This is a genomic window from Mycobacterium kubicae (assembly GCF_015689175.1).
Taxonomy (GTDB): domain Bacteria; phylum Actinomycetota; class Actinomycetes; order Mycobacteriales; family Mycobacteriaceae; genus Mycobacterium; species Mycobacterium kubicae.
Genome location: NZ_CP065047.1, coordinates 4,862,555 through 4,887,850, shown reverse-complemented (window position 1 = coordinate 4,887,850; position 25,296 = coordinate 4,862,555). Strand labels below are relative to the sequence as shown.

The 25,296-nt window shown below is 65.8% G+C and carries 18 protein-coding genes and 2 pseudogenes; 13 read left to right on the top strand and 7 right to left on the bottom strand.

Annotated features, from left to right (window positions below):
- The first annotated feature begins 69 nt into the window (after positions 1 to 69).
- Positions 70 to 1,297, top strand: a pseudogene (locus I2456_RS22825) (sensor histidine kinase).
- 328 nt (positions 1,298 to 1,625) lie between these two features.
- Here the strand turns inward: I2456_RS22825 and narL are convergent.
- Positions 1,626 to 2,270 (bottom strand): two-component system response regulator NarL, encoded by a 645-nt coding sequence (gene narL / locus I2456_RS22820; protein WP_068031240.1) that lies wholly within the window; start codon positions 2,268 to 2,270, stop codon positions 1,626 to 1,628.
- Between narL and I2456_RS22815 the strand changes: the two genes are divergently transcribed.
- Together I2456_RS22815 and I2456_RS22810 are read left to right on the top strand one after the other, a co-directional pair.
- Positions 2,226 to 2,426, top strand: a complete 201-nt coding sequence (locus I2456_RS22815) for a hypothetical protein (RefSeq protein WP_163703872.1) — start codon at positions 2,226 to 2,228, stop codon at positions 2,424 to 2,426. The two genes, narL and I2456_RS22815, sit on opposite strands and share 45 nt — an antisense overlap.
- Positions 2,427 to 2,440: 14 nt before the next feature.
- A complete protein-coding gene (locus tag I2456_RS22810; RefSeq protein WP_085075409.1) occupies positions 2,441 to 3,658 on the top strand; it encodes a sensor histidine kinase in 1,218 nt (405 codons plus the stop codon).
- Here the strand turns inward: I2456_RS22810 and I2456_RS22805 are convergent.
- Both I2456_RS22805 and I2456_RS22800 read right to left on the bottom strand, forming a co-directional pair.
- Positions 3,648 to 5,264: an FAD-dependent oxidoreductase gene (locus I2456_RS22805; protein ID WP_085075378.1), complete on the bottom strand. Its 1,617-nt coding sequence runs from the start codon at positions 5,262 to 5,264 to the stop codon at positions 3,648 to 3,650. The two genes, I2456_RS22810 and I2456_RS22805, sit on opposite strands and share 11 nt — an antisense overlap.
- A gap of 15 nt (positions 5,265 to 5,279) precedes the next feature.
- Entirely contained in the window at positions 5,280 to 5,957 is a 678-nt protein-coding gene (locus I2456_RS22800; protein WP_085075377.1) for an IclR family transcriptional regulator, read from the bottom strand.
- A 117-nt stretch (positions 5,958 to 6,074) separates the two neighbouring features.
- On the opposite strand from I2456_RS22800, the gene I2456_RS22795 reads away from it, so the two are divergent.
- The 8 genes from I2456_RS22795 to I2456_RS22760 are packed head-to-tail and all read left to right on the top strand — an operon-like array spanning position 6,075 to position 15,184.
- Positions 6,075 to 6,938: an alpha/beta fold hydrolase gene (locus I2456_RS22795; protein WP_085075376.1), complete on the top strand. Its 864-nt coding sequence runs from the start codon at positions 6,075 to 6,077 to the stop codon at positions 6,936 to 6,938.
- Complete coding sequence (locus I2456_RS22790; protein ID WP_085075375.1) at positions 6,938 to 8,632, top strand: bifunctional 3-(3-hydroxy-phenyl)propionate/3-hydroxycinnamic acid hydroxylase; 1,695 nt, start codon at positions 6,938 to 6,940, stop codon at positions 8,630 to 8,632. Before I2456_RS22795 ends, I2456_RS22790 begins: the two co-directional genes overlap by 1 nt.
- Positions 8,580 to 9,497, top strand: a complete 918-nt coding sequence (locus tag I2456_RS22785; protein ID WP_241007792.1) for a 3-carboxyethylcatechol 2,3-dioxygenase — start codon at positions 8,580 to 8,582, stop codon at positions 9,495 to 9,497. The genes I2456_RS22790 and I2456_RS22785 overlap by 53 nt, the downstream gene beginning before the upstream one ends.
- Positions 9,494 to 11,236, top strand: coding sequence for an FAD-binding protein (locus I2456_RS22780; protein WP_085075373.1), 1,743 nt, complete (start codon positions 9,494 to 9,496; stop codon positions 11,234 to 11,236). The genes I2456_RS22785 and I2456_RS22780 overlap by 4 nt, the downstream gene beginning before the upstream one ends.
- 2 nt (positions 11,237 to 11,238) lie before the next feature.
- Positions 11,239 to 12,543 carry an LLM class flavin-dependent oxidoreductase gene (locus I2456_RS22775; RefSeq protein WP_085075372.1) on the top strand — a complete coding sequence of 435 codons (1,305 nt, stop codon included), beginning with the start codon at positions 11,239 to 11,241 and terminating at the stop codon, positions 12,541 to 12,543.
- Between the two features lie 27 nt (positions 12,544 to 12,570).
- Positions 12,571 to 13,380 carry a coniferyl-alcohol dehydrogenase gene (locus I2456_RS22770; RefSeq protein WP_085075371.1) on the top strand — a complete coding sequence of 270 codons (810 nt, stop codon included), beginning with the start codon at positions 12,571 to 12,573 and terminating at the stop codon, positions 13,378 to 13,380.
- A 2-nt stretch (positions 13,381 to 13,382) separates the two neighbouring features.
- The gene (locus I2456_RS22765; protein WP_085075370.1) at positions 13,383 to 14,372 is read left to right on the top strand and encodes a cyclase family protein; all 990 of its coding nucleotides are present in this window, start codon (positions 13,383 to 13,385) and stop codon (positions 14,370 to 14,372) included.
- On the top strand, positions 14,369 to 15,184 hold the full coding sequence (locus I2456_RS22760) for an alpha/beta fold hydrolase (RefSeq protein ID WP_085075369.1): 816 nt from the start codon (positions 14,369 to 14,371) through the stop codon (positions 15,182 to 15,184). The genes I2456_RS22765 and I2456_RS22760 overlap by 4 nt, the downstream gene beginning before the upstream one ends.
- Here I2456_RS22760 and I2456_RS22755 read toward each other — a convergent pair.
- Positions 15,181 to 16,377 (bottom strand): serine hydrolase domain-containing protein, encoded by a 1,197-nt coding sequence (locus I2456_RS22755; protein ID WP_085075368.1) that lies wholly within the window; start codon positions 16,375 to 16,377, stop codon positions 15,181 to 15,183. The genes I2456_RS22760 and I2456_RS22755 overlap by 4 nt on opposite strands.
- A gap of 188 nt (positions 16,378 to 16,565) precedes the next feature.
- Here I2456_RS22755 and I2456_RS22750 point away from each other — a divergent pair, with 188 nt between their 5' ends.
- Positions 16,566 to 19,859 (top strand): helix-turn-helix transcriptional regulator, encoded by a 3,294-nt coding sequence (locus I2456_RS22750; protein ID WP_371869968.1) that lies wholly within the window; start codon positions 16,566 to 16,568, stop codon positions 19,857 to 19,859.
- A gap of 16 nt (positions 19,860 to 19,875) precedes the next feature.
- Here I2456_RS22750 and I2456_RS22745 read toward each other — a convergent pair whose 3' ends face one another.
- From I2456_RS22745 to I2456_RS22735, 3 genes and pseudogenes are all read right to left on the bottom strand, one after another.
- On the bottom strand, positions 19,876 to 20,598 hold the full coding sequence (locus tag I2456_RS22745) for an SDR family NAD(P)-dependent oxidoreductase (protein ID WP_085075367.1): 723 nt from the start codon (positions 20,596 to 20,598) through the stop codon (positions 19,876 to 19,878).
- 9 nt (positions 20,599 to 20,607) lie between these two features.
- A complete protein-coding gene (locus I2456_RS22740) occupies positions 20,608 to 21,378 on the bottom strand; it encodes an SDR family oxidoreductase (RefSeq protein WP_085075366.1) in 771 nt (256 codons plus the stop codon).
- Positions 21,379 to 21,481: 103 nt separating this feature from the next.
- A pseudogene (locus I2456_RS22735) lies at positions 21,482 to 24,218 on the bottom strand (ATP-binding protein).
- A gap of 164 nt (positions 24,219 to 24,382) precedes the next feature.
- Here I2456_RS22735 and I2456_RS22730 point away from each other — a divergent pair.
- Positions 24,383 to 25,195 carry an SDR family NAD(P)-dependent oxidoreductase gene (locus I2456_RS22730; protein WP_085075365.1) on the top strand — a complete coding sequence of 271 codons (813 nt, stop codon included), beginning with the start codon at positions 24,383 to 24,385 and terminating at the stop codon, positions 25,193 to 25,195.
- Positions 25,196 to 25,296: the final 101 nt, after the last annotated feature.

The following is a 25,296-nucleotide window of genomic DNA, read 5'->3' as shown; positions in this document are numbered from 1 at the left end:
CGCTCTCCGGTGACCGCGGCATCACCGTCAGTGCGTGAACTCAGCTGCCTTCAGTACGGTTGTCCGGTGGTGAGCGCCGACAAAGTCGCCAAGGACGCAGAACTCGAGCGGGTCCGCAACACGCACCGGTTGCGGTCCTACCGCATCGTCGCGGTCATGCGGATCGGTGTCTGGGCGTTCATGGTCGGTGCCATGGTGGTCAGCGGTCCCGAGTCGGACTGGGGATTACAACGGGGCCCTCGCTGGCCTCTACGGGTTCGCCACCCTGAGCGCGCTGATTCTGGCGTTCGTCCCCTTCGACCGTGTCGGCAGCGGCCGGTTCGGCGGGGTGGGCCGCTTGGAACCCTTCGCGTTCACCATCATTGACGTGGTGGTCCTGGTGGGCTTGCAATTGCTGTCCACCGATGCGATTTACCCCCTGCTCGTCATGATCCTGTTGCCCGTGCTGGTGGGCCTCGACGAGTCGGAGCGACGGGCGGCGGTGGTGCTGGCCCTCACCCTCATCGGTTTCGTGATTGCCGGGGTACAAGACACCGTGTTCCGGCGCGTCATCGAATGGCCCGACACCATCTTCTTGTCGGTGTTCTACGCCTTCCTGTGCGCCATGGCCCTGGTTGCGGTCCACGTCGAAGTTCGGCACGTGCGCACGATCGCCGGCCTGAGCGCCTTGCGAGAGGAATTGCTGGCTCAAACGATGTCGGCGTCGGAAGACTTGCAACGCCGTATCTCCGAAGCCATCCACGATGGTCCGCTGCAAGATGTGTTGGCCGTTCGGCAAGAGGTCGTCGAGTTGCAAACCGCTGATCCCGACGATGAGCGGATCGCGCGCGCGCTGACCGGCCTGCAAAGCGCGTCAGAACGCCTGCGGCAAGCCACCTTTGAGCTGCATCCTGCCGTCCTCGAACAGGTCGGCCTGGGCGCTGCGGTAGCGCAGTTGGCCGTCGCTACCGCGCAGCGCTCGGGCATCGAGGTGACTACCGACATCGACTATCCGGTTCGTGACCCGGTCGATCCCATCGCGTTCGGCGTCATTCGTGAGCTGTTGTCCAATGTGGTCCGGCATTCGCGTGCCACACGGGTGTCGGTGTCGCTCGAGGTCAGTGGCGACCGCTGCGTCTTCCACGTGTGCGACAACGGGATTGGAATCGAGGTGGACACCATGGCACGTCGCCTCGGTGAAGGCCACATCGGTCTGGCGTCGCACCGAGCCCGAGTGGACGCCGCCGGCGGTGTGTTCGCCTTCTTGGACACCAGCGCAGGCACCCACGTGTGCGTCGAACTTCCCCTGACTCACTGAATCCTCGCGATTCTCTGCGATGCTTTGTCCCCCGATCGGATGACCGATGTCCTCCTGACTTCAGCCCGATCGGTGGAGGTTCGCGCCACTGATCGTCCCTAATCTCAGCTTTGTGACCACAACGGGCGAGCCGGTATTCGTTGGTCGGGGAAATGGCCGAGGGTCGCCCGGTGTGGTCATTTCGTTGGGCCGAGAAGTTTCAGCATGGATGCGGGGTGCGCGGTCTTGACCACGGCCCGTGGCCGTGGCCGTGCCCTGACACGTGCCCCTGGTCGCGCGCGAGCGGCCGTCTATCTTGGTGCACACCGAACCCGGCAGCCCGGTACGGCTAGTCGAGCAACCCTTGGCGCATCGACTCGGCGACCGCGGCGGCGCGGTCACTGACGCCGAGCTTCTCGTATAGCCGTTGCACGTGCGTCTTGACGGTCGAGGGCGCCACGAACAGTTCCGCGGCGATCGCCGGGATCGACTGTCCGCGGGCAATACGATTGAGCACCTCGCGCTCTCGGGCGCTGAGGACCGGGGCGCTAGGCGCCGCGCGCTGGCGGATCTCTCCGGCCAGCCCGCCCACCAAAGAGGGCGCCACCACATCACGTCCCTTGGCGCAGTCCAGCACCGCCTTGACGATCTCGGTTCTGGTCGAATCTTTCAGCAGGAAACCGGCGGCGCCCTGCTGCAGCGCCTGGTACACGATCGCCGATTCGTCGTGCGCGGAAATCAACAACACCCGCGTCGGCAGGTCGCAGTTGCGCACGGCAGCCGCTACCTGAGCACCGTCCATTCGGGGCATTCGGTAGTCCAGCAAAGCCACGTCCGGTGAGTGAGCCTTGATCAACTCGAGAGCCGCCGCGCCGTCATCGGCCTCGCCGACGACATTCACCGAGCCGCTCAGTGAAAGGGCCCGAACAACGCCCTCACGAAATAGCGGATGATCATCGCCGACTACTACACGCACTTTCTCGGGCGTAGTCATATTGCTGCAGCGCCGAACATGGCGACGAGCTTAGCCCGTGGCGGCAAAGATTCGTCCGCAATTGCCGACATCGCCAAAAGAATGTTGACCGGCACGGTCGAATCACCGCAGCCTCCGGCGTGGTGTGCCAAGCCGCCCGTTTCGGGGATGTGTTGAGTACGGTGTTCGGTGTGTTGACCAGCGACGCGGAACTGGATCGAGTCCGTCGGGTGCACCAGTTGCGTTCCTACCGCATCGCTTCGGTGTTGCGCGTCGGCGTCGCGGTGCTCATGGCGGCGGCCATGATGATCGGCACGCGGCGCTCCGAATGGCCGCAGCAAATGGTGCTCATTGTGCTTTACGGCGTCACGGCGTTATGCGCGCTGTTATTGGCCTTTTCGCCGTTGCGGCAAAAACTGGGACTGGGTCCGGTCGCGGCCATGCGTCGCTACGAACCTTTCGCCTTCACCGCCATCGACGTGGTGGCGCTGACCGGCTTTCAGTTGCTGTCCACCGACGGCATCTATCCGCTGCTCATCATGACCCTGTTGCCGGTGCTGGTGGGGCTGGACGTGTCGACGCGCCGGGCCGCGGTGGTGTTGGCCTTCACCCTGGTCGGCTTCGCCGTCGCGGTGATCCAAGACCCGGTCATGGTGCGGGCGATCGGCTGGCCGGAAGCCGTCTTCCGGTTCCTGCTCTATGCGTTCCTGTGCGGTACGGCGTTGGTGGTGGTGCGGATCGAAGAGCGGCATGCCCGCTCGGTCGCCGGCCTGAGCGCGCTGCGCGAAGAGCTGCTGGCGCAGACCATGACGGCCTCGGAGGATCTGCAGCGCCGCATTTCGGAGTCCATTCATGACGGCCCATTGCAAGACGTGCTGGCCGCGCGTCAAGAGCTCATCGAGTTGGATACGTCCTGCCCGGGCGACGAACGGGTGGGCCGCGCACTGGCCGGGCTGCAGGGAGCTTCGGAACGGTTGCGGCAGGCCACATTCGAGCTGCACCCGGCGGTTCTCGAGCAGGTCGGGCTGGGGCCCGCGGTGCAGCAATTGGCTGGATTCACCGAGAAACGGTCCGGGATCAAGGTGACCACCGACATCGATTATCCGACTCGCAACGAAGTCGACTCCATCATGTTCGGCGTGATTCGGGAATTGCTCTCCAACGTGGTCCACCACTCCCGGGCCACCACCGCGTCGGTCGCCCTCGGGATCACCGATGAAACGTGCATCGTGGATGTGGCCGACGACGGTGTCGGCATCACCGGTGACACCATGGCCCGCCGGTTAGAGGAAGGACACATCGGGTTGGCGTCCCATCGAGCCCGCGTCGAGGCGGCCGGCGGCAGATTTGTCTTCCTCGACGTGCCTGCGGGCACCCACGTGTGTGTGGAATTGCCGCTCAAGCGCTGACCTTGACCGACGAGCCGGTAGCCGCGGCGTAACCGGCGCGGTACCCGAAAACCATTGCGGGCCCGATTGTTCCGCCCGCACCACCATAGGCACGGCCGGTGACGCCCGCCATCGTGTTGCCCGCGGCGAACAGCCCCGGGATGGGTTCACCGCGCACATGCAGAACACGGCCGTCGTGATCGGTGCGCGGACCGCCCTTGGTGCCCATTGCGCCCACCCGCACCGGCACCGCGTAAAAGGGGGCGGTGTCGATGGGACCCAGCGTCTTCCCGGCCACCGTGGTCGCGCGGTCGTCTCCCCAGTAACCGTCGTACGCACTTGACCCGCGTCCGAAGTCGGGATCGGCACCCGCAGCGACGTTGCGGTTAAACTGCTCGATCGTGCGCCGCAGCCCGTCGGGGTCGATACCGGTTTTGGCGGCCAGTTCGGCCAGGTCGGTCGACTCGCAGAACCACTGCGGCACCGGCTCCCCGGGGTTGACACCCAAGAACCCGTAGCGCTGGAAATGAATTGAGTCGAACACGATCCAGCCGCAATCGTTGACGTAACCGCCGCGCGGGTCGAGATAGTGAAAAGCGCCCGCCATCGAGTTGTAATCGCAGGCCTCGTTGACGAACCGGCGGCCGGCGCGGTTGACCATGATGCTGCGCGGGCGGGTCCGTTCCAGCCGCACACTGCGGCTGCGCTGCCGGCCGTCGATGGTGTCGTCGGGGATCTGCACGATCGGCACCCACCAGGCCTCGCCCATGTTGGCCAGATCGGCACCCTGGGCCATCGCCATGCGCAATCCGTCGCCGGTGTTGTTCGGCGGGGACACCGCGCCGTGCATCGGCCCGCGCAGAAAGGACTGCACCAGGGACGGATCCCACTCGAAGCCGCCGGTGGCCAGGACGACGCCGCGGCGGGCGCGCACGCTGCTGTGCTCCCCGGCGCGGGTGATGCGCACCCCGGTGACCCGCCCGGACTCAACGATCAAACCGGTGGCGCGGGCGCCGGTGCACGGCGTCACACCGACGTCGAGCAACCCCTTCAGCAGGCCGGCGATCAGTGCCGTGCCGGCCACGCACAGCTCACCGGCGCGCGCGGCGTCGGCGTGCAGGCGCGCCCGGGTTTCGGCGTCGAAACCGACGTTGGACCAATCGGCGGGAAACGAGGTGATGCGGCCGGCCCAGTCGCCGAGCTGGCTCAGGTCGAACGGGGCAGCGCTCAACGAGCGGCCACCCGCCGGCTGCCCCCCGGGCAGCTCTGGCTGATAGTCGGGGAAACCTTCGGCGATCTCAAAGCGCAGTCCGCTGTGGGTTTCCACGAAGTCGAGCATCACCGGGCCGGTACGCACGAACGTCTCGACCAAGTCGTCATCCATGGAACCGAAAGACTGCGCGCGCAGATATCTCAGCGCATCGTCCACCGGCAGGTTCCGCTCGGCCGACCGGTCGTGAGCGGGGATCCACACGATGCCACCGGAGACCGCAGTGGTGCCACCGACCGTCGACGCACGCTCGAACACCTGCACCGAAGCGCCGGACACCGCCGCGGTCAGTGCGGCGGTCAGGCCCGCACCGCCGCTGCCCAGCACCACGACGTCGTACTCCTGATCCCAAGACATGCCCTCGAATCCCCTTCAGCTCAGCACCGCGGAAAGTTGCTTGGCGGCGGTGACCACCGCGTCCCTGCCGCGCAGCACCACGTCTTCTCGGTGCGAGATGAGGTTGATGCAGGTGGGCGGTGACGGGGCGGGTCGAGGTACCGGCACCGCCAATCCGTACGTATTGGGCTCGATCTCGCCGTGGGTGGTGACCCAGCCCCGCTCACGGGCGACGGCCACCAGGTCCCGTTCCCCAGGCCGCGGGGGCATGCTCGCCAGCAAGGCGATCCCGGCCGCACCCCGGTCCAAGGGATATCGGCTGCCCTCATGGAAGGCGAGCTGGTAAGCGACCTGAGTGGGCACGATGACTGCAACGGCCACCTGCTCGTCGCCTTCGGCAACGAGCAGCGAAACCGTGGTGCCCAGGGTGTCGGCCAAGGTGCGCAGCGTCGGCAGGCTCAACTGCCGCACATTGTGGTCGAACGACGCGCCCAGCACGGCCAGCGCCGCAGCCGGTCGATAGCGCCCGTCTTCGCCTTTGGACACCAGGCGGAACTGAGTCAACGTCGCGAGCAGCCGGTAGGCGATGGTGCGGTGCACTCCGACCTGGTCGGCGACCTCTTGCATGGTCAGGCCGCGGGGGGACGCGGCTACCAATTGCAACGCAGTCAGTCCTCTGGCCAGCGTCTGTGAGCCCGTCCCGGAACCCGTCACGGCCTTGACAGGCCTTCTCGGGAGAGCAAAGCTCTGTATATAATGCACATTGTTGTGCGATATTAGCACACCAAATATCGCAAAGACGAGAACCTGATTTCCGGTAGGAAAGGCACCGTGGCCGAGTTCGAGAGCGTGTGGAGCGATCTGCAAGGCGTCGCCTTCACCCAGGGCTACCTCGACGCCGAGGGAGTGCGGACCCGATATCTACGGGCCGGTGATCCCGGCCGGCCGGTGCTGGTGCTGTTGCACGGATCCGGCGGCCACGCCGAAGCCTATGTCCGCAATCTGGCCGCGCACGCCGAACATTTCTGGACCTGGTCGATCGACATGTTGGGCCACGGTTACACCGACAAGCCGGGTCACCCGCTCGAAATCCCGCACTATGTGGAGCATTTGATGGCCGTCGTGCGCAGTATCGGGGCGGAGAAGATCAAGCTGAGTGGTGAGTCGCTCGGTGGCTGGGTGGCCGCGCGGGCGGCCGTCGACCACCCCGATGTCATCGACCGACTGGTCCTCAACACCGCGGGCGGGTCGCAGGCCGATCCGGCGGTGATGAAACGAATCATCGAATTGTCCATGGCGGCTGCGGAAAATCCGTCTTGGGACACCGTGCAGGCGCGCATCAAGTGGTTGATGGCCGACAAGTCGAAGGACTACGACGATCTGGTCGCCAGCCGCCAGCGGATCTACCGCCAACCCGGATTCGTCGGCGCGATGCGCGACATCATGGCGCTGCAGGACCCCGAGATACGCGCCCGAAACTTGTTGGGGCCAAACGAATACGGCGCCGTCACTGCGCCGACACTGGTGCTGTGGACCAGTGACGATCCCACGGCCGACGTGCCGGAGGGCCGCCGGATCGCGTCGATGATTCCCGGTGCCCGGTTCGAGGTCATGACCGGTTGTGGTCACTGGCCGCAGTACGAGGACCCCAAGACGTTCAATCAATTGCACATCGACTTCTTGCTGGGGCGTTGATGGTCGCGGCCGAGGTTGATTTCGACGTCGTGGTGGTCGGCGCCGGACCGGTCGGGCTGACCTTGGCCAATATCCTTGGCCTACAGGGAGTGCGGACCCTGGTGGTCGAAGAGCGGTCGACGCTGATCGACTATCCCCGCGGGGTCGGCCTGGACGACGAGGCGTTGCGCACCTTTCAGTCGATCGGCGTGGTGGACCGCGTCCTGCCGCACACCGTGCCCAACCAGATCCTGCGGTTCTTCGACGCCAAGCGTCGCATACTCGCCGAGATGGCGCCTCCTGATGCACGTTTCGGGTGGCCTAAGCGCAACGGCTTTGTGCAACCGCTGGTCGACGCGGAATTGCTGGGCGGGCTGAGCAGATTCTACCACGTCGCAGTGTGGTGGGAGCGTCCGATGATCTCTTGCGAGCAGGGCGCGGACGCGGTGACCGTCGAACTCGGTGGCGCGGATCCAGTTGCGGTGCAGGCGCACTACGTCGTCGGCTGCGACGGTGGGCGCAGCCGTACCCGCGCGATGATGGGGGTCTCGTTCGACGGCACCACCTCACCGACGCGGTGGCTGGTCGTCGACATCGCCAACGACCCACTGGGCCACCCGAACAGCGAGGTCGGCGCCGACCCGCAACGTCCGTATGCCTCCATCTCGATCGCCCACGGAATCCGCCGGTTCGAATTCATGATTCACGCCGACGAGTCCGACGAGCAAGCCGAGGACCCAGCGTTTCTCCGGCAGATGCTCGCGCGGATGGTGCCGCACCCGGACCGGGTCGAAGTGATCCGGCGCCGGGTCTACACCCACCATTCCCGCATCGCCGGTGCCTTCCGCAGCGGCAGATTGCTGCTGGCCGGTGATGCCGCGCATCTGATGCCGGTGTGGCAGGGGCAGGGCTACAACAGCGGCATCCGCGACGCCGCGAACCTGGGTTGGAAGCTGGCGGCGGTGGTGAAAGGTCAGGCCGGCGATGGGCTGCTGGACACCTATGACGTGGAGCGGCGCAAGCACGCCCGGGCGATGATCGACCTGTCCACAATGGTGGGTCGCGTCATATCACCGACCAACCGCACGGTCGCCCGGGCCCGCGACCTCATCGTGCGATCCGGCTCAATTGTCCCGTCGCTCAAGCGGTATGTGCTCGAAATGCGGTTCAAGCCGATGCCGCGCTACGAACGCGGCGCCGTCGCGCACCCCGAGCCGCGCAGTCCGGGGTCGCCAGTGGGCACGTTGTTCGTGCAGCCGCGGGTAGATACTCGCGAGCAACAGAACGTGCTGCTCGACGACGTGCTGGGCACCTGGTTCGCGGTGTTGTGCTGGAACAACAATCCCCGCAAGATTCTCGGCGCCGAGGCGTTCGAGGCTTGGCAGGCGCTGGGCGCGCGCTTTGTTGCGTTACGGCCGTTGACGCAGTTGCACTGGACCGGACACGACGATCCGGACGTGGTGATCGTGGGTGATCGATCCGGGGCGGTGAAAGCCTGGTTCGACGCACACACCGAATCGGTGGTGTTCCTGCGGCCGGACCGCTGCATCGCCGGCGCCTGCATCGCGGCGCTGGCACCGGAACTGAGTAGTGCGCTGCTGGACACCCTCGACCTCAAGCCGGGAGGAGGTGAAGTCGGAAATGACGCTGGCACTGTGCTGTATGTCCCACAGCCCACTGCTGAATCTAGCGGGGCCGTCGCAGGCCCTGCTTGACGAGATCGACACCGCCATTGCCCAAGCGCGCGAATTCGTCACCGCCTATGATCCGGAACTCGTCGTCATCTTCTCCCCGGACCACTACAACGGGTTCTTCTACAAAGCCATGCCACCGTTCTGTATCGGGTTGCGAGCCAACGGTGTCGGTGACTACGGGACGCACGCCGGACCGTTGGACGTGCCGGAGGACATCGCCGAAGACTGCGCCAAGGCCGTACTCACCGACGGTGTGGACGTCGCGGTGTCGGCGAGCATGGACGTCGACCACGGCACCGTCCAACCGCTGGAGAAGTTGTTCGGATCGGCGACGGCGCTTCCGGTGCTACCGGTGTTCATCAACGCCATCGCGACTCCGCTGGGCCCGTTACATCGTTGCCGGGCATTGGGTGTCGCCGTCGGCAACTTCGTGGCTCGCCTGGATAAGCGGGTGCTCGTCGTCGGCTCCGGTGGGCTCTCGCACAGTCCGCCGGTGCCCACCCTCGCCACAGCGGCCCCCGCGGTCGTCGAACGCATCGTGCACGGTCGAGCGATGACCGTCGAGCAGCGGCAGGTTCGGCAGACCGCCGTCGTCGAGGCGGCCAAGCGCTTCGCCGGGGGAGACAGCGACCTGCAGCCACTCAACCCTGCCTGGGACCAACGATTCCTGGAGTTGATCGACGGAGGCCACCTGGACGATCTTGACCAGTGGTCGAATTCGTTCATCACTCATGAAGGAGGCACCTCGGCGCACGAGATACGCACCTGGGTGGCGGCTTTCGGGGCCCTGACCACCGCAGGTCCTTACCGGACCACGGTGCGCTATTACAAGAACGCTCCGGAACTGATCGCCGGCTTCGCCATCAGAACGGCGACAAGCACATGACCGCCGCCGGAACGGGCACCTTCGACCACGTTGTCGACGTGCTGGTCGTCGGGTCGGGCGGCGGTGGCATGACGGCCGCCCTGACCGCTGACCACGCCGGTCTGCAGACCTTGGTGGTGGAAAAGTCCAGTCACTTCGGCGGTTCCACCGCCCTCTCCGGTGGCGGGATCTGGGTGCCAGGTGCACCCGCTCAGCGCCGGGAAGGTTATGCGCCCTCGCCCGAGGGCGTTGTCGAATACCTGCGGCACATCACCGAGGGGCTGGTCAGCGAGGCGCGAATTCGGCAGTACGTCACGTCGGCCCCGCAGATGCTGGAGTTCTTGGAACAGCTCTCGCCCTGGCTGGAATTCGTCTGGAAGCCGGGTTATGCCGACTACTATCCGGAGTTGCCCGGTGGATCCGCGCTCGGGAGCACGATCAATGTGCCGCCCATCGATTTGCGCGAACTCGGTGCCGACGAACAGACACTGCTGCAGCCCTTAGCCCTGGCGCCCAAGGGAATCTGGCTGGGTCCCAAAGAGTTGCGATCGTTCTACCGCATCCGGCAATCCTGGTCCGGCAAAGGCGTGCTGCTCAAGCTGATCACCCGAATGGTCCGCGCCAGAGTGTTCAACGAGCGCATGGCGGCGATCGGCCAGTCCCTGGCGGCGCGGTTGCGACTGGCCATGCGCGACCGCGGCATCCCGCTGTGGCTGGATGCCCCGATGGCCGAACTGCTGACGGATACAGGAGGTTCCGTGACGGGGGCAGTGGTCCATCGGGGCGGCGGTGTCGAGCGGATCGGGGCGCGGTGCGGGGTTGTCCTGGCCACCGGCGGATTCGACCACGACTTGGCTTGGCGCAAAGAACACCAGCCTGCGGTGGAGCAGGACTGGAGCTTCGGCAATCCGGCGGCCATGGGCGACGGCATCCGGGCCGGCCAGCAAGTCGGTGCGGCCGCCGACCTGCTCGACGAGGCGTGGTGGTTCCCCGCCATGCAATGGCCCGACGGCCGCATGCAATTCATGCTCAACGAGCGGATGATGCCAGCTCAATTCATCGTCAACGGTGCGGGCAAGCGCTTCGTCAACGAGGCGGCGCCGTACATGGACTTCGGCCACGCGATGATCGATGGCCAGAAGTGCGGTGTCACGCACATCCCGTGCTGGCTGATCACCGATCACCGCTCCTTCAACCGATATGTGATCGGTGGGCACCTGCCCATCCCGAAAGTCCCCGGAGCCCCGGTGCCGACCGGCCGCAAGATACCGCCGGCCTGGCTCGAGTCGGGGGTGGTCAAAGCCGCCACGAGCTGGGATGAACTGGCGGCCAAGATCGGCGTTCCGGCCGCCGCGTTGCGCCAAACCGCCTCGCGCTTCAACGAGTTGGCGCGCAGCGGTCACGACGATGACTTCAATCGCGGCGACAGCGTCTACGACAACTACTACGGTGACCCGACCCTGCCCAACCCCAACCTGTATCCGTTGGGTGACCCGCCGTACTACGCCTTCCGAATCGTCCTGGGTGACCTGGGCACTTCGGGCGGTCTGCGCACCGACGAATATGCCCGGGTGCTGCGGGCCGACGACACCGTCGTGCCCGGACTCTACGCGGTGGGTAACACGTCGGCGGCGGTGATGGGCCGCAGCTACGCGGGCGCCGGGGCAACCATCGGTCCAGCGATGACCTTCGGTTTCGTCGCGGCCAAACACCTTGCCGCTCACGGCGCTACACGGACCCTTGATTCTCCTAGGAGGTAGCAATGAAGATTTCGCTGTTCTACGAGTTCGCCCTGCCGCGACCCTGGCAGCCCGACGACGAACGGGCATTACTGCAGGAGTGCCTGGACGAGGTCGAGGCCGCCGACCGGGCAGGGTTCTCCACCGTCTGGCTCACCGAGCACCACTTCCTCGAGGAATACTGCCATTCCACCGCGCCGGAGATCTTCCTGGCTGCGGCAAGTCAGCGGACCAAGAACATCCGGCTCGGATTCGGCATCATGCACCTGCCGCCGGCGGTGAACCATCCCGCCCGAGTGGCCGAGCGCATCGCCACCCTTGACCTGCTGTCCAACGGTCGTGTGGAGTTCGGCACCGGAGAATCGTCGTCGGTGGGTGAATTGGGCGGTTTCAATATCGATCCCGCGGACAAACGCGCGCAGTGGGAGGAAGCGCTCGAGGTGGCGATCCGTTGCATGATCGAGGAGCCGTTCTCCGGTTTCAAGGGCAATCACGTCGAGATGCCGGCCCGAAACGTCATCCCCAAGCCCATGCAGAAGCCGCATCCACCGGTGTGGGTAGCGTGCACGCGGCCGGCCAGCGTACAGATGGCGGCGCAAAAGTGCATCGGCGCATTGAGTTTCGCCTATACCGGCCCCGGACCCCTCACCGAGCGGGTCAACGGCTACTACAAGGAATTCGAGGAGAGTGGGGTTCCGGTCACGCCGCAAATCAACCCGAACATCCTGGCCATCGGTGGGGACTTGTCGATGATGGTCGCCAAGACCGACGAACAGGCCCTCGATCGGCTTGGCAAAGGCGGCGGGTTCTTCTCGTTCGGCATCATGCACTACTACATGACCGGTGTGCACACCCCAGGGCGGACCGGGGTTTGGGACCGCTACCTGGAAGAGGTGGAGAAGGACCCGACGCTGGCGTACGGCCCGGGCCGCGGCGCCATCGGCTCACCGGCCACGGTGCGCGAATTTCTGCGCGGCTATGAGGAAAGCGGTGTCGACGAAATCATCCTGTTGCTCAACCCGCGCAGCCACGAGGGCACCATGGAATCCATCGAATTGATGGGTAAAGAGGTGCTGCCCGAGTTCATCGAACGCGACGAAAAAGCGGTGGCCGAGAAGAAAACGCGGTTGGCGCCCGTCATCGAGAAAGTCGAAGCTCGCCGACCCGAATCGACCGCACCACCATTCGACGAACACTACTCGTTCGGCGGTCTGCCGACCGGTCGCGGAGGTAAGTTCACCGCTAGTGAGATCCCGGAGGCCATGGCCGAGATCAACGAAGGCCGGGTTCAGGCGGCGCAGCGATTGAAAGAGCAGCAAGGTAAGTGACACGCGAAGACCTGCCGAGGCAGCCCGTTGGATGGCTGTGACGCGCGGTGGCGCTACGACGGTCGCCGTGCCGTAGTAACCGGATGTGCCTCAGGCATCGGCGCGCAGCTGGTGCGCCAGCTCACCGAGCTCGGTGCGCAGGTCATCGGTCTGGATCGACGCCCGCCAGCGTTGGGGTTGAACGACTTCCACGAGATTGACCTCGCCGACCCGGCCTCGATCGAGGACGCCGTGGCTGCTCTCGAGGGCCCCATCGACGCGTTGTTCAACGTGGCCGGCGTGTCGTCGGGCATCGGTGATCCCTTACTGGTCGTCACGGTCAACTTTTTGGGCTTGCGTCAACTCACCGAGGCGCTGATTCCGAAGATGTCGGCGGGGTCGGCCATCGTCAGCGTGTCCTCGCTGGCTGCGGCACAGTACCGGGAGCATCTGCAGGAGGTGGCGCCGCTGTTGCGCACCACCACCATGCAAGACGGCATCGACTGGTGCCGGCGCCACCCCGAAGCCGTGGGGACGGGCTACCAATTGTCCAAGGAAGCCATCATCCTGTACAGCATGCAAATGACCACCGCCCTGGGTGCACGTGGCATTCGAATCAACTGCACCGGGCCGGGTGTCACCGAGACACCGATTCTGGACCAGTTGCGCACCGCCTACGGGCAAGGCTTCCTCGACGACATACCCAAACCCCTGGGCCGGGTATCGGATGCCGCCGAGCAGGCGGCGGTCCTGTCGTTCCTCAATAGCGATGCCGCCGGTTACATTTCGGGCCAAGTCGTATGGGTAGACGGCGGAAACTTGGGTGCGGCGATCGCCCGTGAACTCGAGGAAGGGTAGCCATGGCCAGCATGACCGAGTTCCGCCGCATTGCAAAAGATCTCAGTAATTGGGGACGGTGGGGTGACGACGACGAACTCGGCACGCTGAATTTCATCACCGCCGAGAAAGTGCAGCAAGCCGCGAGCCTGGTGCGGCACGGCAAAGTCTTCCCGCTGGGGGTCGATTTCGGATCCTCGGGTCCGCAGGGCGCTTTTCAGTTCCGGCACAATCCCATCCTGGTGATGACGGTGGACGGTGGCGACGTGAATACGCTGGCCCAATACGGGCCAGGCTGGGCGCAGAACCCGACGGCCAAGCAGATAGGTGGCTACCTCGTCGACAACCTTTTCCGCTTCAACGAAGACATGATCATCATGCCGGTGCAGGCGGCCACCCAGTGGGATGCGCTGTCGCACGTCTATTACGAAGACAAGCTCTACAACGGGTATCCGGCTGGGTCAGTGACGAGCCTGGGCGCATACCACTGCGGCATCGACAAGGTCGACGCCAAGGGCATCACCTCGCGAGGAGTGCTGCTCGATCTCGTCCGTCATCGGGGAGCCAATGTGTTTCTCGAACAAGGCAACCCGATCACCCCGGATGAATTGGACGATGTGGTTCGGGCGCAGGGCGTGACCATCGAGCGCGGGGACATAGTGCTGATCCGCACAGGCTGGTGGACGAGATTTCTGCAGACCGGCAACAAGACGGAGCCCTTCTCCGGACTGCACTGGCGGTGCGCGTCGTGGCTGCACGACCATGAAGTCGCGGCGGTTGCTTCCGACAATTTGCAGGTGGAAGATCTGGTGCCCGATGTCGACGGTGCTTTCTTACCTCTGCACCTGCTGTGCTTGCGCGATATGGGGTTGATGCTCGGCGAGTACTGGGATCTCACCGCGTTGGCCGACGACTGCGCGGCCGACGGTGTCTACGAGTTTCAACTCGTCGCACCGCCGCTGAGAATCACCGGCGCCGTCGGATCGCCGGTCAATCCCATCGCCCTCAAATGATCGACCGCAAGACCGTTCTCGTCGACGGCTTGGTGACCAGCTATCTGGAGGCTGGACATGGCGACCCGGTGGTGTTGTTGCATGGCGGTGAATTTGGCGCCAGCGCCGAGCTTGGCTGGGAACGCAACATCGACGCGCTCGCCGAGCGCTATCGGGTGTTGGCGCCCGACCAACTCGGGTTCGGTCAATCGGCGAAGGTGATCGACTTCGTCGCCAGCCGAGCGATGCGGATTCGGCACGTCGCGCGGTTCTGCGAGCTACTTGGCGTCGGCACGGCCCACTTCGTCGGAAATTCCATGGGGGCAATCAATCTGCTCACCGACGCGACATCTGCACAGCCGTTGCTGCCGGTGCGCAGCATGGTGATCATTTGTGGCGGCGGGGAGATTCAACAGAACCGGCACTTCGAGGCGCTGCAGCAATACGACGCATCTCTGACGGGGATGCGTAGCATCGTCGAGGCGTTGTTCTACGACGCCGGGTACCCCGCTGACGAGGAGTATGTGCGTCGCCGCTTCGAGTCAAGTGTCGCGCCGGGCGCTTGGGAGGCGGTGGCAGCAGCGCGGTTTCGGCGTCCCGGTGCCGCCCCGCCCGCTGCCCCGTCCAGTGCACGGGCGTACGAGCGGATCAAAGTGCCGACCCTGGTCGTGGAGGGCGGCAACGACAAGTTGCTGCCGGCGGGTTGGGCGGCACAGATCGCCGCAGCGATCCCAGGCGGGCGTTCGGTCGTTGTTGACCGTGCCGGGCATTGCCCGCAGATCGAGCAGCCCTCGGTGGTCAATGGGTTGCTGCTCGACTTCTTCGCCGGCTAGGAGGTTGCCTGCGCGGCTTCATACACCAATCGGGTGTATTTCACTGTGCGGTCTGATCCCGCGGAGGTGACTTGACCCATCTTGTTCATGGCGTAGGCGAACGTCATGCGGCGCTCGAGGTCCATGATCACCACGGAGCCGCCCCAGCCGCCCCAGTAGCAGATTCTTCCGTTGGGAATGTCAGGTACCGCTTCCGGGTTTGGCAGCGCGTAGCCGATGCCCCAGCGTGCGGGCATGCCAAGCACCAAGTCGATCCCGTTCGCCTGTTCCTCGAAGATCAGGTCGATCGTCTCCGGGCGGAGCAAGCCGCGTCCAAGTCCGCTGCCCCCCAGTGAGATCGGCGATAACGAGCGCGCCAAGGAACGTGCGTTGGCGTGGCCGTTGGCCGATCCGATGTCCGCGCGCCGCCAAGCGGTGGACTGCGCGATCAGCGCCGCTTCGGAATTCGGGCTCAGAAGCGCGAAGGTCTTCCGCATCGGTTGGTCCTCAGGTACCAGGTCGAGTGGCACGTCCAGCGGTGGTGGCGGCACCAACTCGGCGATGCGGCTGTCGTCTTCGGGCCGCGCGCCGATTTGCACGTCCACGCCCAGTGGCTCTGCGATTTCGGTGCGCACGAATTCCTTCAACGCCATGCCGCTGATCCGGCGGATCAGCTCCCCGATCAGGTGGCCGCTGGTGAGCACGTGGTAGCCGGACGCGGTTCCGGGCTCCCACCAGGGTTGCTGAGCGGCGAGCCGCGAGGTCGACTTCGCCCAGTCGTACACGTCCTCGATGACGAACGGCATCTCCCACCCGGAAATACCGGAGGTGTGGCTGAGCACGTGCCGCACTTCAATGTGCTGCTTTCCGTTAGCGGCGAATTCCGGCCAATACCTGGCGACCGGCGCGTAGGGATCCAGCATGCCGCGATCAATCAGGATCAGCGCCGCTAAAGCGGTGAGGTTCTTGGTGCTGGAGAAGACGTTGACGATGGTGTCCTGGTCCCATTGCTTGGAGCGAGCCTGATCGGCATAGCCGCCCCACATGTCGACGACCATTTCGCCGTCGATGTCCACGGCGATGGATGCACCGAGTTCACCCCCGCTGGTGAGTTCTTCGGCAAAGGCGTCGGCGAGCCCGGCGAAGCGCCGATCCCAGTTACCCGCAATCACAGCGTCAACGGCGGGCCCGCTGCCGCGAAGTTGTTGTGTCATGGCATTTCCCCTCGAGATGTCGGTTCGTCGACTATGCCGCTTTGGTCTGCCGGGCAGCATTGGTGTGATCGCGTAATTTGCGCTCAAGTCGTCGCTTGGCGGTGTCTACGCATTTATGCTGATGCGATGCCGCGCTGGCGCGACGCATGCTGGCATGCATGGGTGAACCCGATCCCGGCGAGCGCACGATGTCGGTGTACCGGAGCGAGCCGGGCATGACCGGATTACCAACCGGAACCGTGACGTTGCTGCTGGCCGACATCGAAGGGTCGACCGGATTGTGGCAAACACGACCGGAAACAATGGGGTCCGCCGTGGCCCGGCTGGACGCTTCCTTGGTGCGGCTCACCCGTGCACACAACGGTGTGCGCCCGGTCGAACAGGGCGAGGGTGACAGCTTCGTCATCGCATTCACCCGAGCCAGCGACGCCATAGCATGCGCGTTAGACCTGCAACGCGCACCGCTCGCACCCATCCGCCTGCGCATCGGGATCCACAGCGGCGAGATACAGCTGCGCGATGACGCCAACTACATCGGCCCCACGATCAATCGAACAGCTCGCGTCCGGGACCTGGGACACGGGGGTCAAATCCTGCTGACCGCAGCGACGGAGCAACTCGTGGTGGACCACCTCCCGGCCGGGGCCTGGCTGGCCGACCTGGGTAGCCATGAGCTGCGCAACATAGCGCGTCGCGAGCGCATCCTGCAGTTGTGTCACCCCGATTTGCGGGTCGCTTTTCCGCCGCTGCGTTCGGCGCAGAGCCTGATCAAGCAACCACTTCCGTTGTCGCTGACTAGCTTTGTCGGGCGCGCCGCCGAATTGAGCGAGCTGCGAACACTTCTCGGAGTTCACCGGTTGGTGACGTTGACGGGCGCCGGCGGTGTCGGCAAGACTCGACTGGCGGTACAGCTGGCTTCGGACCTCGCGACCGAATTCCGCCGGCCTGTCTACTTCGTCGATCTGGCCCCGATCAGCGATCCGGACCTCGTTGCCGGTGCCGTCGCCGCGACAGTGGGGTTGCACGACCAACCCGGACGCCCCGCCATCGACTGCCTCGCCGCGCGCCTCGCCGACGGCGAGGTGCTGATCGTGCTGGACAACTGTGAGCATCTGCTGGGCGCGGCCGCGGCGGTGGTCGACGCACTATTGAGCCGGTCCCCCGGGCTGAGGTTGCTTGCCACCAGTCGCGAACCGTTACGTACCGCCGCCGAAGTGAACTGGCAAGTCCCGTCGCTTCCGCTGGAAAACGAAGCCGTCGCGTTGTTCACCGACCGCGCGTGTCAAGTGCGGCCGGACTTCACCGTCACCGACCACAACGTCGAGGCCATCACCGAAATATGCCGGCGCCTGGACGGGATGCCGCTGGCCATCGAGCTCGCCGCCGCCCGGATCCGTGCGCTGTCCGCCGTCGAGATTCGCGATAGCCTGCGCGATCGTTTCGAGCTGCTGACCGGCGGTGCCCGCACGGCAGTGCGCCGCCAGCAGACTTTACGGGCGTCGGTGGACTGGTCGTATTCGCTGCTCACCGAGACCGAAAGCGTGTTGTTCCGCGAGCTTGCCGTGTTCGTGGGCAGTTTCGACCTGGACGCCGCCCTGGCGGTGTGCGGGAGCACCGTTGTGCAGCGCTACCAAGTGCTGGATCAGCTGACGTTGCTGGTGGACAAGTCACTGGTGCTGGCGGACAGCGGAGCCGACCGTACGCGCTATCGGATGCTGGAGACGATCCGTGAGTACGCCGTGGAGAAGCTACGCGAGAGCGGCCAACTCGATGCCGTCCGGGCGCGTCACCGCGAGTACTACACCACTTTGACCACCCGGTTGGATACTCTGCTGCGCAACGACTTTCGAGGCTGCGTCGCCGACGTCGAAGTCAACTTGGACAATGTGCGGGCCGCTTTGGCTTACAGCTGTGAACAGCAGAACTACGCACTGGCGCTGCGCCTGACATCAGCGCTGCAGCCGCTGTGGCAGGGCCGCGGTCGGCTGCGGGAAGGGCTGATGTGGTTTGACACCATTCTCGGTGACGCCGATCGGCTCGGATCCGACTCGCACGATCCTGGGCAGCGAGCGATCGTCGCGCGGGCGCTGGCCGACAAGGCGGTGCTCGACTCCTATACGGTTGCCGCGCAAGCCACGAACCTGGCCGAACGCGCGGTCACAATAGCTCGCGATCTCGACGACCCGGCGCTGCTGGCACGCGCACTGACTGCGCGTGGTTGTGCTGCCGCCCTCGATTTTGCTTCCGCCGCCGGCTTTTTCGACGAAGCGCTGGGGCTTGTTCGATCGACCGGTGACAATTGGTGCTTGAGCCAAGTGCTGGGCCGACAAGCCTACCTCGCCGCGATGGCGGGCGACGCGACTGCGGCCAGCGCGCTGGGCGGCGAAGGAGCCGAACTCGCCGAAGCCCTGGGTGATTGGCCGAACCTTCATCTGTGCCGCTGGAGCATCGGGATGGCGCAGATGTTTCGTGCCCAACTAGCCGGTGCTATTGCGACCTTTCGTGCGGTTATCAACGCGTGCCAAGCCGAAAACGACGTCGTCGGCATGATGCTGTGTCTGGTCAGTCAGGGGTGCGCTTTGGTGTATTCCGGCCAGGTGTCCGCCGCGCAACAAGTGGGGCGCGCGGCCATCGCGGCGGGCGCCGAACTTGACGTGGTGTTGGAACGCACCGCCGCCACCGTGGTGGCGATGGCGGCGGTGGCCGAAGACGATGTGGCCACCGCCCGTAACATCAGTGCGAGCGTTTGGCAGCACCCTGCCGTTCATCGCGGCACGGTGGCGGTCAGTGCCGTCGCATTATGTGCGCACGCCTACGGCGACCTAACCGCAGCCCAGAGTTTGGCCGACCAGTCCGTCCACACCCTGGCAGGGTGGCACCTTCTGTGGGCGTTGACAATTCGGTCATATGTCGCCGCTGCCAGGGGCGACAAGGAAGCGGCCCGCCGCGACGTGCATCGGGCACTGGTCCTCGCTGCCGGGACCGAGGCTCGGCTCGGCCTGGCCGCGGCGTTGGAATGCCTGGCGAGCCTGGTGATCGACTCGGACGGACACCTTGCTGCGGCCCGGTTCTTGGGCGCCGCGGATGCAGTTCGCCACCGCACCGGTGAATTCCGCTTCCCGGTACACGAGAGAACCACCCAAACGGCGTTGGATGCGTGTCGCGACGAACTCGGTGACGAAGCCTTCGCAGCCGCGTATGCCGAGGGTGCGCATCTTTCGACTGAGGACGTCATCAACTACGCACTGCGCGGACGTAGCGAGCGAAAACGGCCGGCCAGCGGATGGGAGGCGCTGACGCCGGCCGAGCTCGACGTCGCACGTCTGGTGAGCGAAGGGTTGCCGAATAAGGACATCGCCGAACGGCTTTTCATCTCCCCACGCACTGTGCAAGCCCACCTGACCCACGTCTACACGAAACTGGGCTACACATCTCGGGTCCAGCTGGCGCAAGAGGCCGTTCGGCGGACCGACCGTGCGTAGTCGGCCGGGTCCCGAGTCAGACCGCGCTGCCCCCTCCGTCGACAGCCAACGTGCAACCGGTGATGAAGCTGGCCCGGGGCGAACTGAGAAACAACACGGCTTCGGCGATCTCGGCCGCAAAAGCGGTGCGGACCAACGGCAACGCCTTGCCGAGCTCTTCATTGGTGTCACCCCATTGCGCGGCGACACCTGCGGTGCGGGTGGGTCCCGGGGCGACGCTATTCACCCGCACCCCGCTCGGTCCGAATTCGGCAGCCCAACTGCGAGTGAGCGATTCCAGGGCGGCCTTGGATGCGCTGTAGCCCGAGGCGCCCGCGACGCCCTTGGACGCCACCATGGTGGTGATGTTGACGATGCTGCCGCGACCACGCCGCAGCATTCCTGGCACTAGGCCGGCGACCAAGAAGTAGGCGCCGCGGACGTTGGTGTCGAACATCGACTCGAAGATTGCCATGTCCTGGTCCACGGTCAGCGCGGCAGGAAAGCTGGCGGCGTTGTTGACGATGATGTCGACCTGCCCGCATTGCTGCACAAGCGATCTCACCGACTCGGCATCTGCCATGTCCGTTGCGATGAACCGGGCGCCGGCACCGATGGCCGTGGCCGCTTCCGCGCCCCTGGCCGGGTCGCGACCGGAGACGATGATCCTGGCTCCTTCGCTGGCAAGCAACCGCGCCGACTCCAGTCCAATGCCCGCCGTTCCGCCGGTGATCACGGCGGTGTGGTCAAGCAGTTCCATGCCCGCCTCCTAGCGGGCACCACTGGGTAAGTGGTCGGCGGCCCAGTCACTGAAACGGGTCTGGCAGATCGTCACCTCTTCACCCTCGATGGGCACGATGGAGCGGTCGTCGAGCACGGTGCCGAAGTAGCCGGCCGTGGGGTCGGTGACCACCTCACGGGAATCGCCGTGGGCGGCCAACCCGATTCGAACGAAGTCGTCCATGCCGAACTTCTCCGGACCGGCAATGTTGGTAACCCCGTTGAGTGGCTGTCCGCTGGCTGCCTTCGTGACGGCGATGGCGACGTCCCTGGCGGCGATGGGCTGGATGGCCGCATCGTGCGACAGGCGCACCGTGTCGCCATCGCTCGCCGAGTCGGCGATGCCCTTGACGAATTCGAAGAACTGGGTCGCCCGCACGATCGAATAGGGCTGACCGGACTCACGAATCAGCTTCTCCTGGGCGTCCTTGGCCCGCAGGTAGCCACTTTCGGGTACCCGGTCGGTGCCGACGATCGACAGCGCGACGTGGTGCCGCACACCGGCAGACGCTTCGGCCTCGAGCAGGTTCTTGGTCGAGGTGGTGAAGAAGTGCATGACATCGTCGTCGGCGAACGACGGCGAGTTGGACACATCGACGACGGTGTCCACCCCTACCACCGCATCGGCGACGCCCTCACCCGTGACGGTGTTGACCCCGGTGCTTGGTGAGGCGGGAATGGCTTCGTGTCCCGCCTCAGTGAGCATTGTGACTACCTGTGAGCCGATCAGACCCGTGCCGCCGATCACCAGAATCTTCATGTTCCTCGCCTTTCCAAACGTCCTGTGACCTGATGTGTTCAGCATCGTCGGGTCACCGGCAATTCGGACCCTTGAAAGTCCGTAGTCCACCCCGGGGGCAACGTCAGTTCGTCGCACCGCGCAGTTGCCGGCGTGACTTGATGCCGAGCTTGGTGAACACCTTGCGCAGGTGCCATTCGACGGTGTGCGTGCTGATGAACAACTGCGCCGCGATCTCGGGGTTGGTCAGCCCGTCACCGGCCAGCTTGGCGATCTGCGCCTCCTGCGCAGTCAGTGCGCCAGCCGTCCCGCCATTGCCCGCCGTTCGTTTGCTGACCTTCTGGCCGGTGACCAACAGTTCGCGGCGGGCGCGTTCGGCGAAGGCGTCGGCTCCCATCCGCCCGAACATCTCGTGAGCGGTGTGCAACTGTGCGCGGGCGTCGACTCGGCGGTTACACCGGCGCAGCCATTCACCGTAGATCAGGCGGGTCCGAGCGAGGTGAACGACGATCCGGGTGCGCTCCAGTCGCTCGATGGCCTCCCGATAGTAGGTTTCGGCCACCGTGTCGTCGGCCAGCAACGCCCTGGATCGGGCCAATACACCTGCCGCCCAATCTGTTCCAGCCGCATCGGCGCGCTCTTCGAGTCGGCTCAGCGCTACCAGGGCGGCGTCGCGCTCGCCGGCGCGCACCCCGGCTTCCACCAGCTCGATGAGGCACCAGCCGAACAGGCCGAGATCCTCGTTTTCACAACCTTGCCGGGCAGCGGCGAAGGCCTCGTCGTATCGGCTCAGTCCGTTGTACAAGACGGCCGACGCATACCGGGTCAGACCGATGACCCGGCCTTCACCACGAGCGACTCCGTCAGCGGACGCGGTCTCGATCAGCATTGCCGCCTCGGCCTCCACCCCACGCAGGGCGGCAAGCAGCACCGAGTGGTACTTCACCGGTGCGTAGCCGGTCGCAGCCGTGATGGCATTGGCCTCTTCGAGCAAGACCGCCGCCGCCGCGAACTCACCGGCCTGAACGTAGGCGCCGGCGCGGTAGACCAAGGCGTGCGGAAGTACGGCCAGTGCGCCGGCATCACGGGCCAGCCGCACCGCGTGGTCAGCAAGCTGGTGCCAGGTGTGGTCGTCCCATACCTCGTGCACGGCGGATTCCTGAACGATCGGGAAGGCCTGCCAGAACCACCGCATGATGTCACCGTCGGTGCGTTCGGCCGCGGCACAGATCAGCTGCAACGCCTCGCGCAATGGCCGCACGCTCGCCGCGAGCCCCTCGGTGACCCGCAGGGTGATGCCGTCGAGCAGCACATCGACCGGCCGCGCGGGTCTGGGTCCGGTGGGGGCCTGCCGGGCGGTCCTCGCCGTCATCTGCATGCCGCCGTGCGGGCACAACCGGCCGCCGAACATCGCCGCACCCACTGCCTCCAAATAGGTTTCGCGGGCCTGCGCATCGTCGAGGGTTTCCAGTCGCTTCGCGGCGTCGAGGAGGCCGACGGCGGCGTCGGAAACCGTCGGCGCGTCCGAGTCGCCGCTGCGGCTGCGCGCGAAGGCGATCTGAGCGCGCAGTTGGACGAGCCGGGCGCGCTGCAACTCATCGAGCACCGCCGAGTCGGCGATCGTCAGCAGCTCTTCGGCGGCGTCGAAGGCCGCCGCCGCCCGTTTGGCCTGGGCAGCCGCCAAGGCGCGGGCACCCCGGCGTACCGGGTCCCCGGTCAGGGCGGTAGCCCGCTCCAGGAAGGCCGCTGCCGCGGCGACACCGCCTCTGGCCTGCGCGCGCTGCGCGGAGCGCTCGAGCCGTTCGGCCAGGGACTCGTCCGGTCCCGAGGACGCCAGGGCCAGATGCCAGGCGCGCCGGTCCGGGTCCGCATCACCGTCGGTGGCCTCGGCCAAGGCGCGATGGGCCCGGCGGCGTTCCATCAGACCCGCCGCCCGATAGGCCGCTGAACGCACCAGTGGATGACGGAACCGAACCCGAGTGCCCACCTCGATCAAACCCGCCGCTTCGGCGCCGGCCGCGGCGTCGGGGGGAAGGCCGAGTGTGGCAGCGGCCCGCATCAGCAGCGCCGCGTCACCCACCGGTTCGGCGGCGGCGGTGAGCAGCAGCTGTTGGGTGGGGGACGACAGCGCCTGGATCCGCCGCACAAAGGTCTGCTCGATCTGTCCGGTCAGCGGCCGTGCGTCCGGGCGCCCGAAGCCGCCGGCGAGTTCTTCGACCGTCAGGCCTTTGGGCAGTTCCAGCAGCGCCAGCGGGTTGCCGCGTGTCTCGGCGACGATGCGCTCGCGCACCTGGCTGTCCAACCGGCCGAGGATCACCGAATCCAGCAGCGCCCGCGCATCCCCAGCGGCGAGGCCGGACACCCGCAGCTCCGGTAACCCGGCCAGTTCGTCGTCGAGCCCGTCGCGTACCGCAAAAATCATCGCCACCGGCTCGGCGACCAGACGGCGCGCCACAAAAGCCAGTGTTTGGGCCGATACCCGGTCGATCCACTGTGCGTCGTCGACCAGGAAGAGCAGCGGCTGGCATTCGGCGGCCGCGCTGATCAGGCTCAGCACGGCCAGCCCGACCAGGAACCGGTCCGGCGCCGGGACCGGCGCGACGACCGAACGCGATGTCCAGGGCGTCGCGTTGGGGATCCGGCAGCCTGGCGATGCAGTCGAGCAGGGGCGCGCACAGTTGCTGCAACGCGGCGAAGGCGAGCTCCATCTCGGATTCCACGCCCGCCACTCGTGACATGCGGAAGCCCGAGGTGCGCTCGCTCAGGAAGTCGAGTAACGCCGTCTTGCCGATGCCGGCCTCGCCGCGCAGCACGAGGACCTGGCTTTGGCCGGACTGCGCCAGGGACGTCAGACGTTCCAGGGTCGTGCACTCTGCGCGCCGACCCCGCAAACGTAGTGCCCAATCAGTATCGGTCACGCATACCGCCGCGAGTAGGGGTCGAGGTCTGACCTTACCCACCGCGCGGAGCAATGACTTAAATCAACTGCTTGACTTAACCAGCCTGGCGCCGATTAACTCGTCGTGTGGTCAACGATCTGGCGGGCAAGGTTGCCGTCGTCACCGGTGGCGCCTCAGGTATCGGCCGCGGCCTGGTCGAGCGGTTCCTCGCCGAGGGTGCTCGGGTCGTGATCGGCGATGTTCGCGACGACCTCGGCGCAGACCTCGCCGCCGCGCTGGGTCCCGATACGTTGTTCCAGCGGGCCGACGTCTCCGATCCCGAACAGGTGGGAGCGCTGGTCGCCACCGCGGTCGACAGGTTTGGTGGGCTGAACGTCATGGTAAACAACGCCGGCGTCTCGGGGACGATGCACCGGCGCTTCCTCGACGACGACTTGGCCGACTTCCACCGCGTCATGGCGGTCAATGTCCTGGGCGTGATGGCCGGCACCCGCGATGCCGCCCGACACATGGCCGACCACGGCGGAGGATCGATCATCAACCTGACCTCGATCGGCGGCATTCAGGCCGGCGGCGGGGTGATGACGTACCGAGCGTCCAAAGCGGCGATCATCCAGTTCACCAAGTCGGCCGCAATCGAATTGGCGCACTGGGAGATTCGTGTCAATGCGATCGCTCCCGGGAACATTCCGACAGCGATATTGGCGAGCGGGGTGACGGGTATGGATCCCGACGAACTCGCCGCCTATGAGGCCAGAACTCGCCAGACGATGCGTGACGATCGACCGCTGAAGCGCGAGGGCACTCCGGACGACGTCGCCGAGGCGGCCCTGTATTTGGCCAGCGAGCGGTCGCGCTACGTCACCGGGATCGTGTTGCCGGTGGACGGGGGCACGGTCGCGGGCAAGGTGATCCGCTCCCGCAGGCAGCAGGGATAGCCCCCGGTCCGATCGGCGTCGGCCCTTCGCCGGTTGCGCTGCGCTGGAGCGGGTACCCGCGCAGTTCGTTCGTTGGCACTGGGGGGCGGCTGAGTTGACTA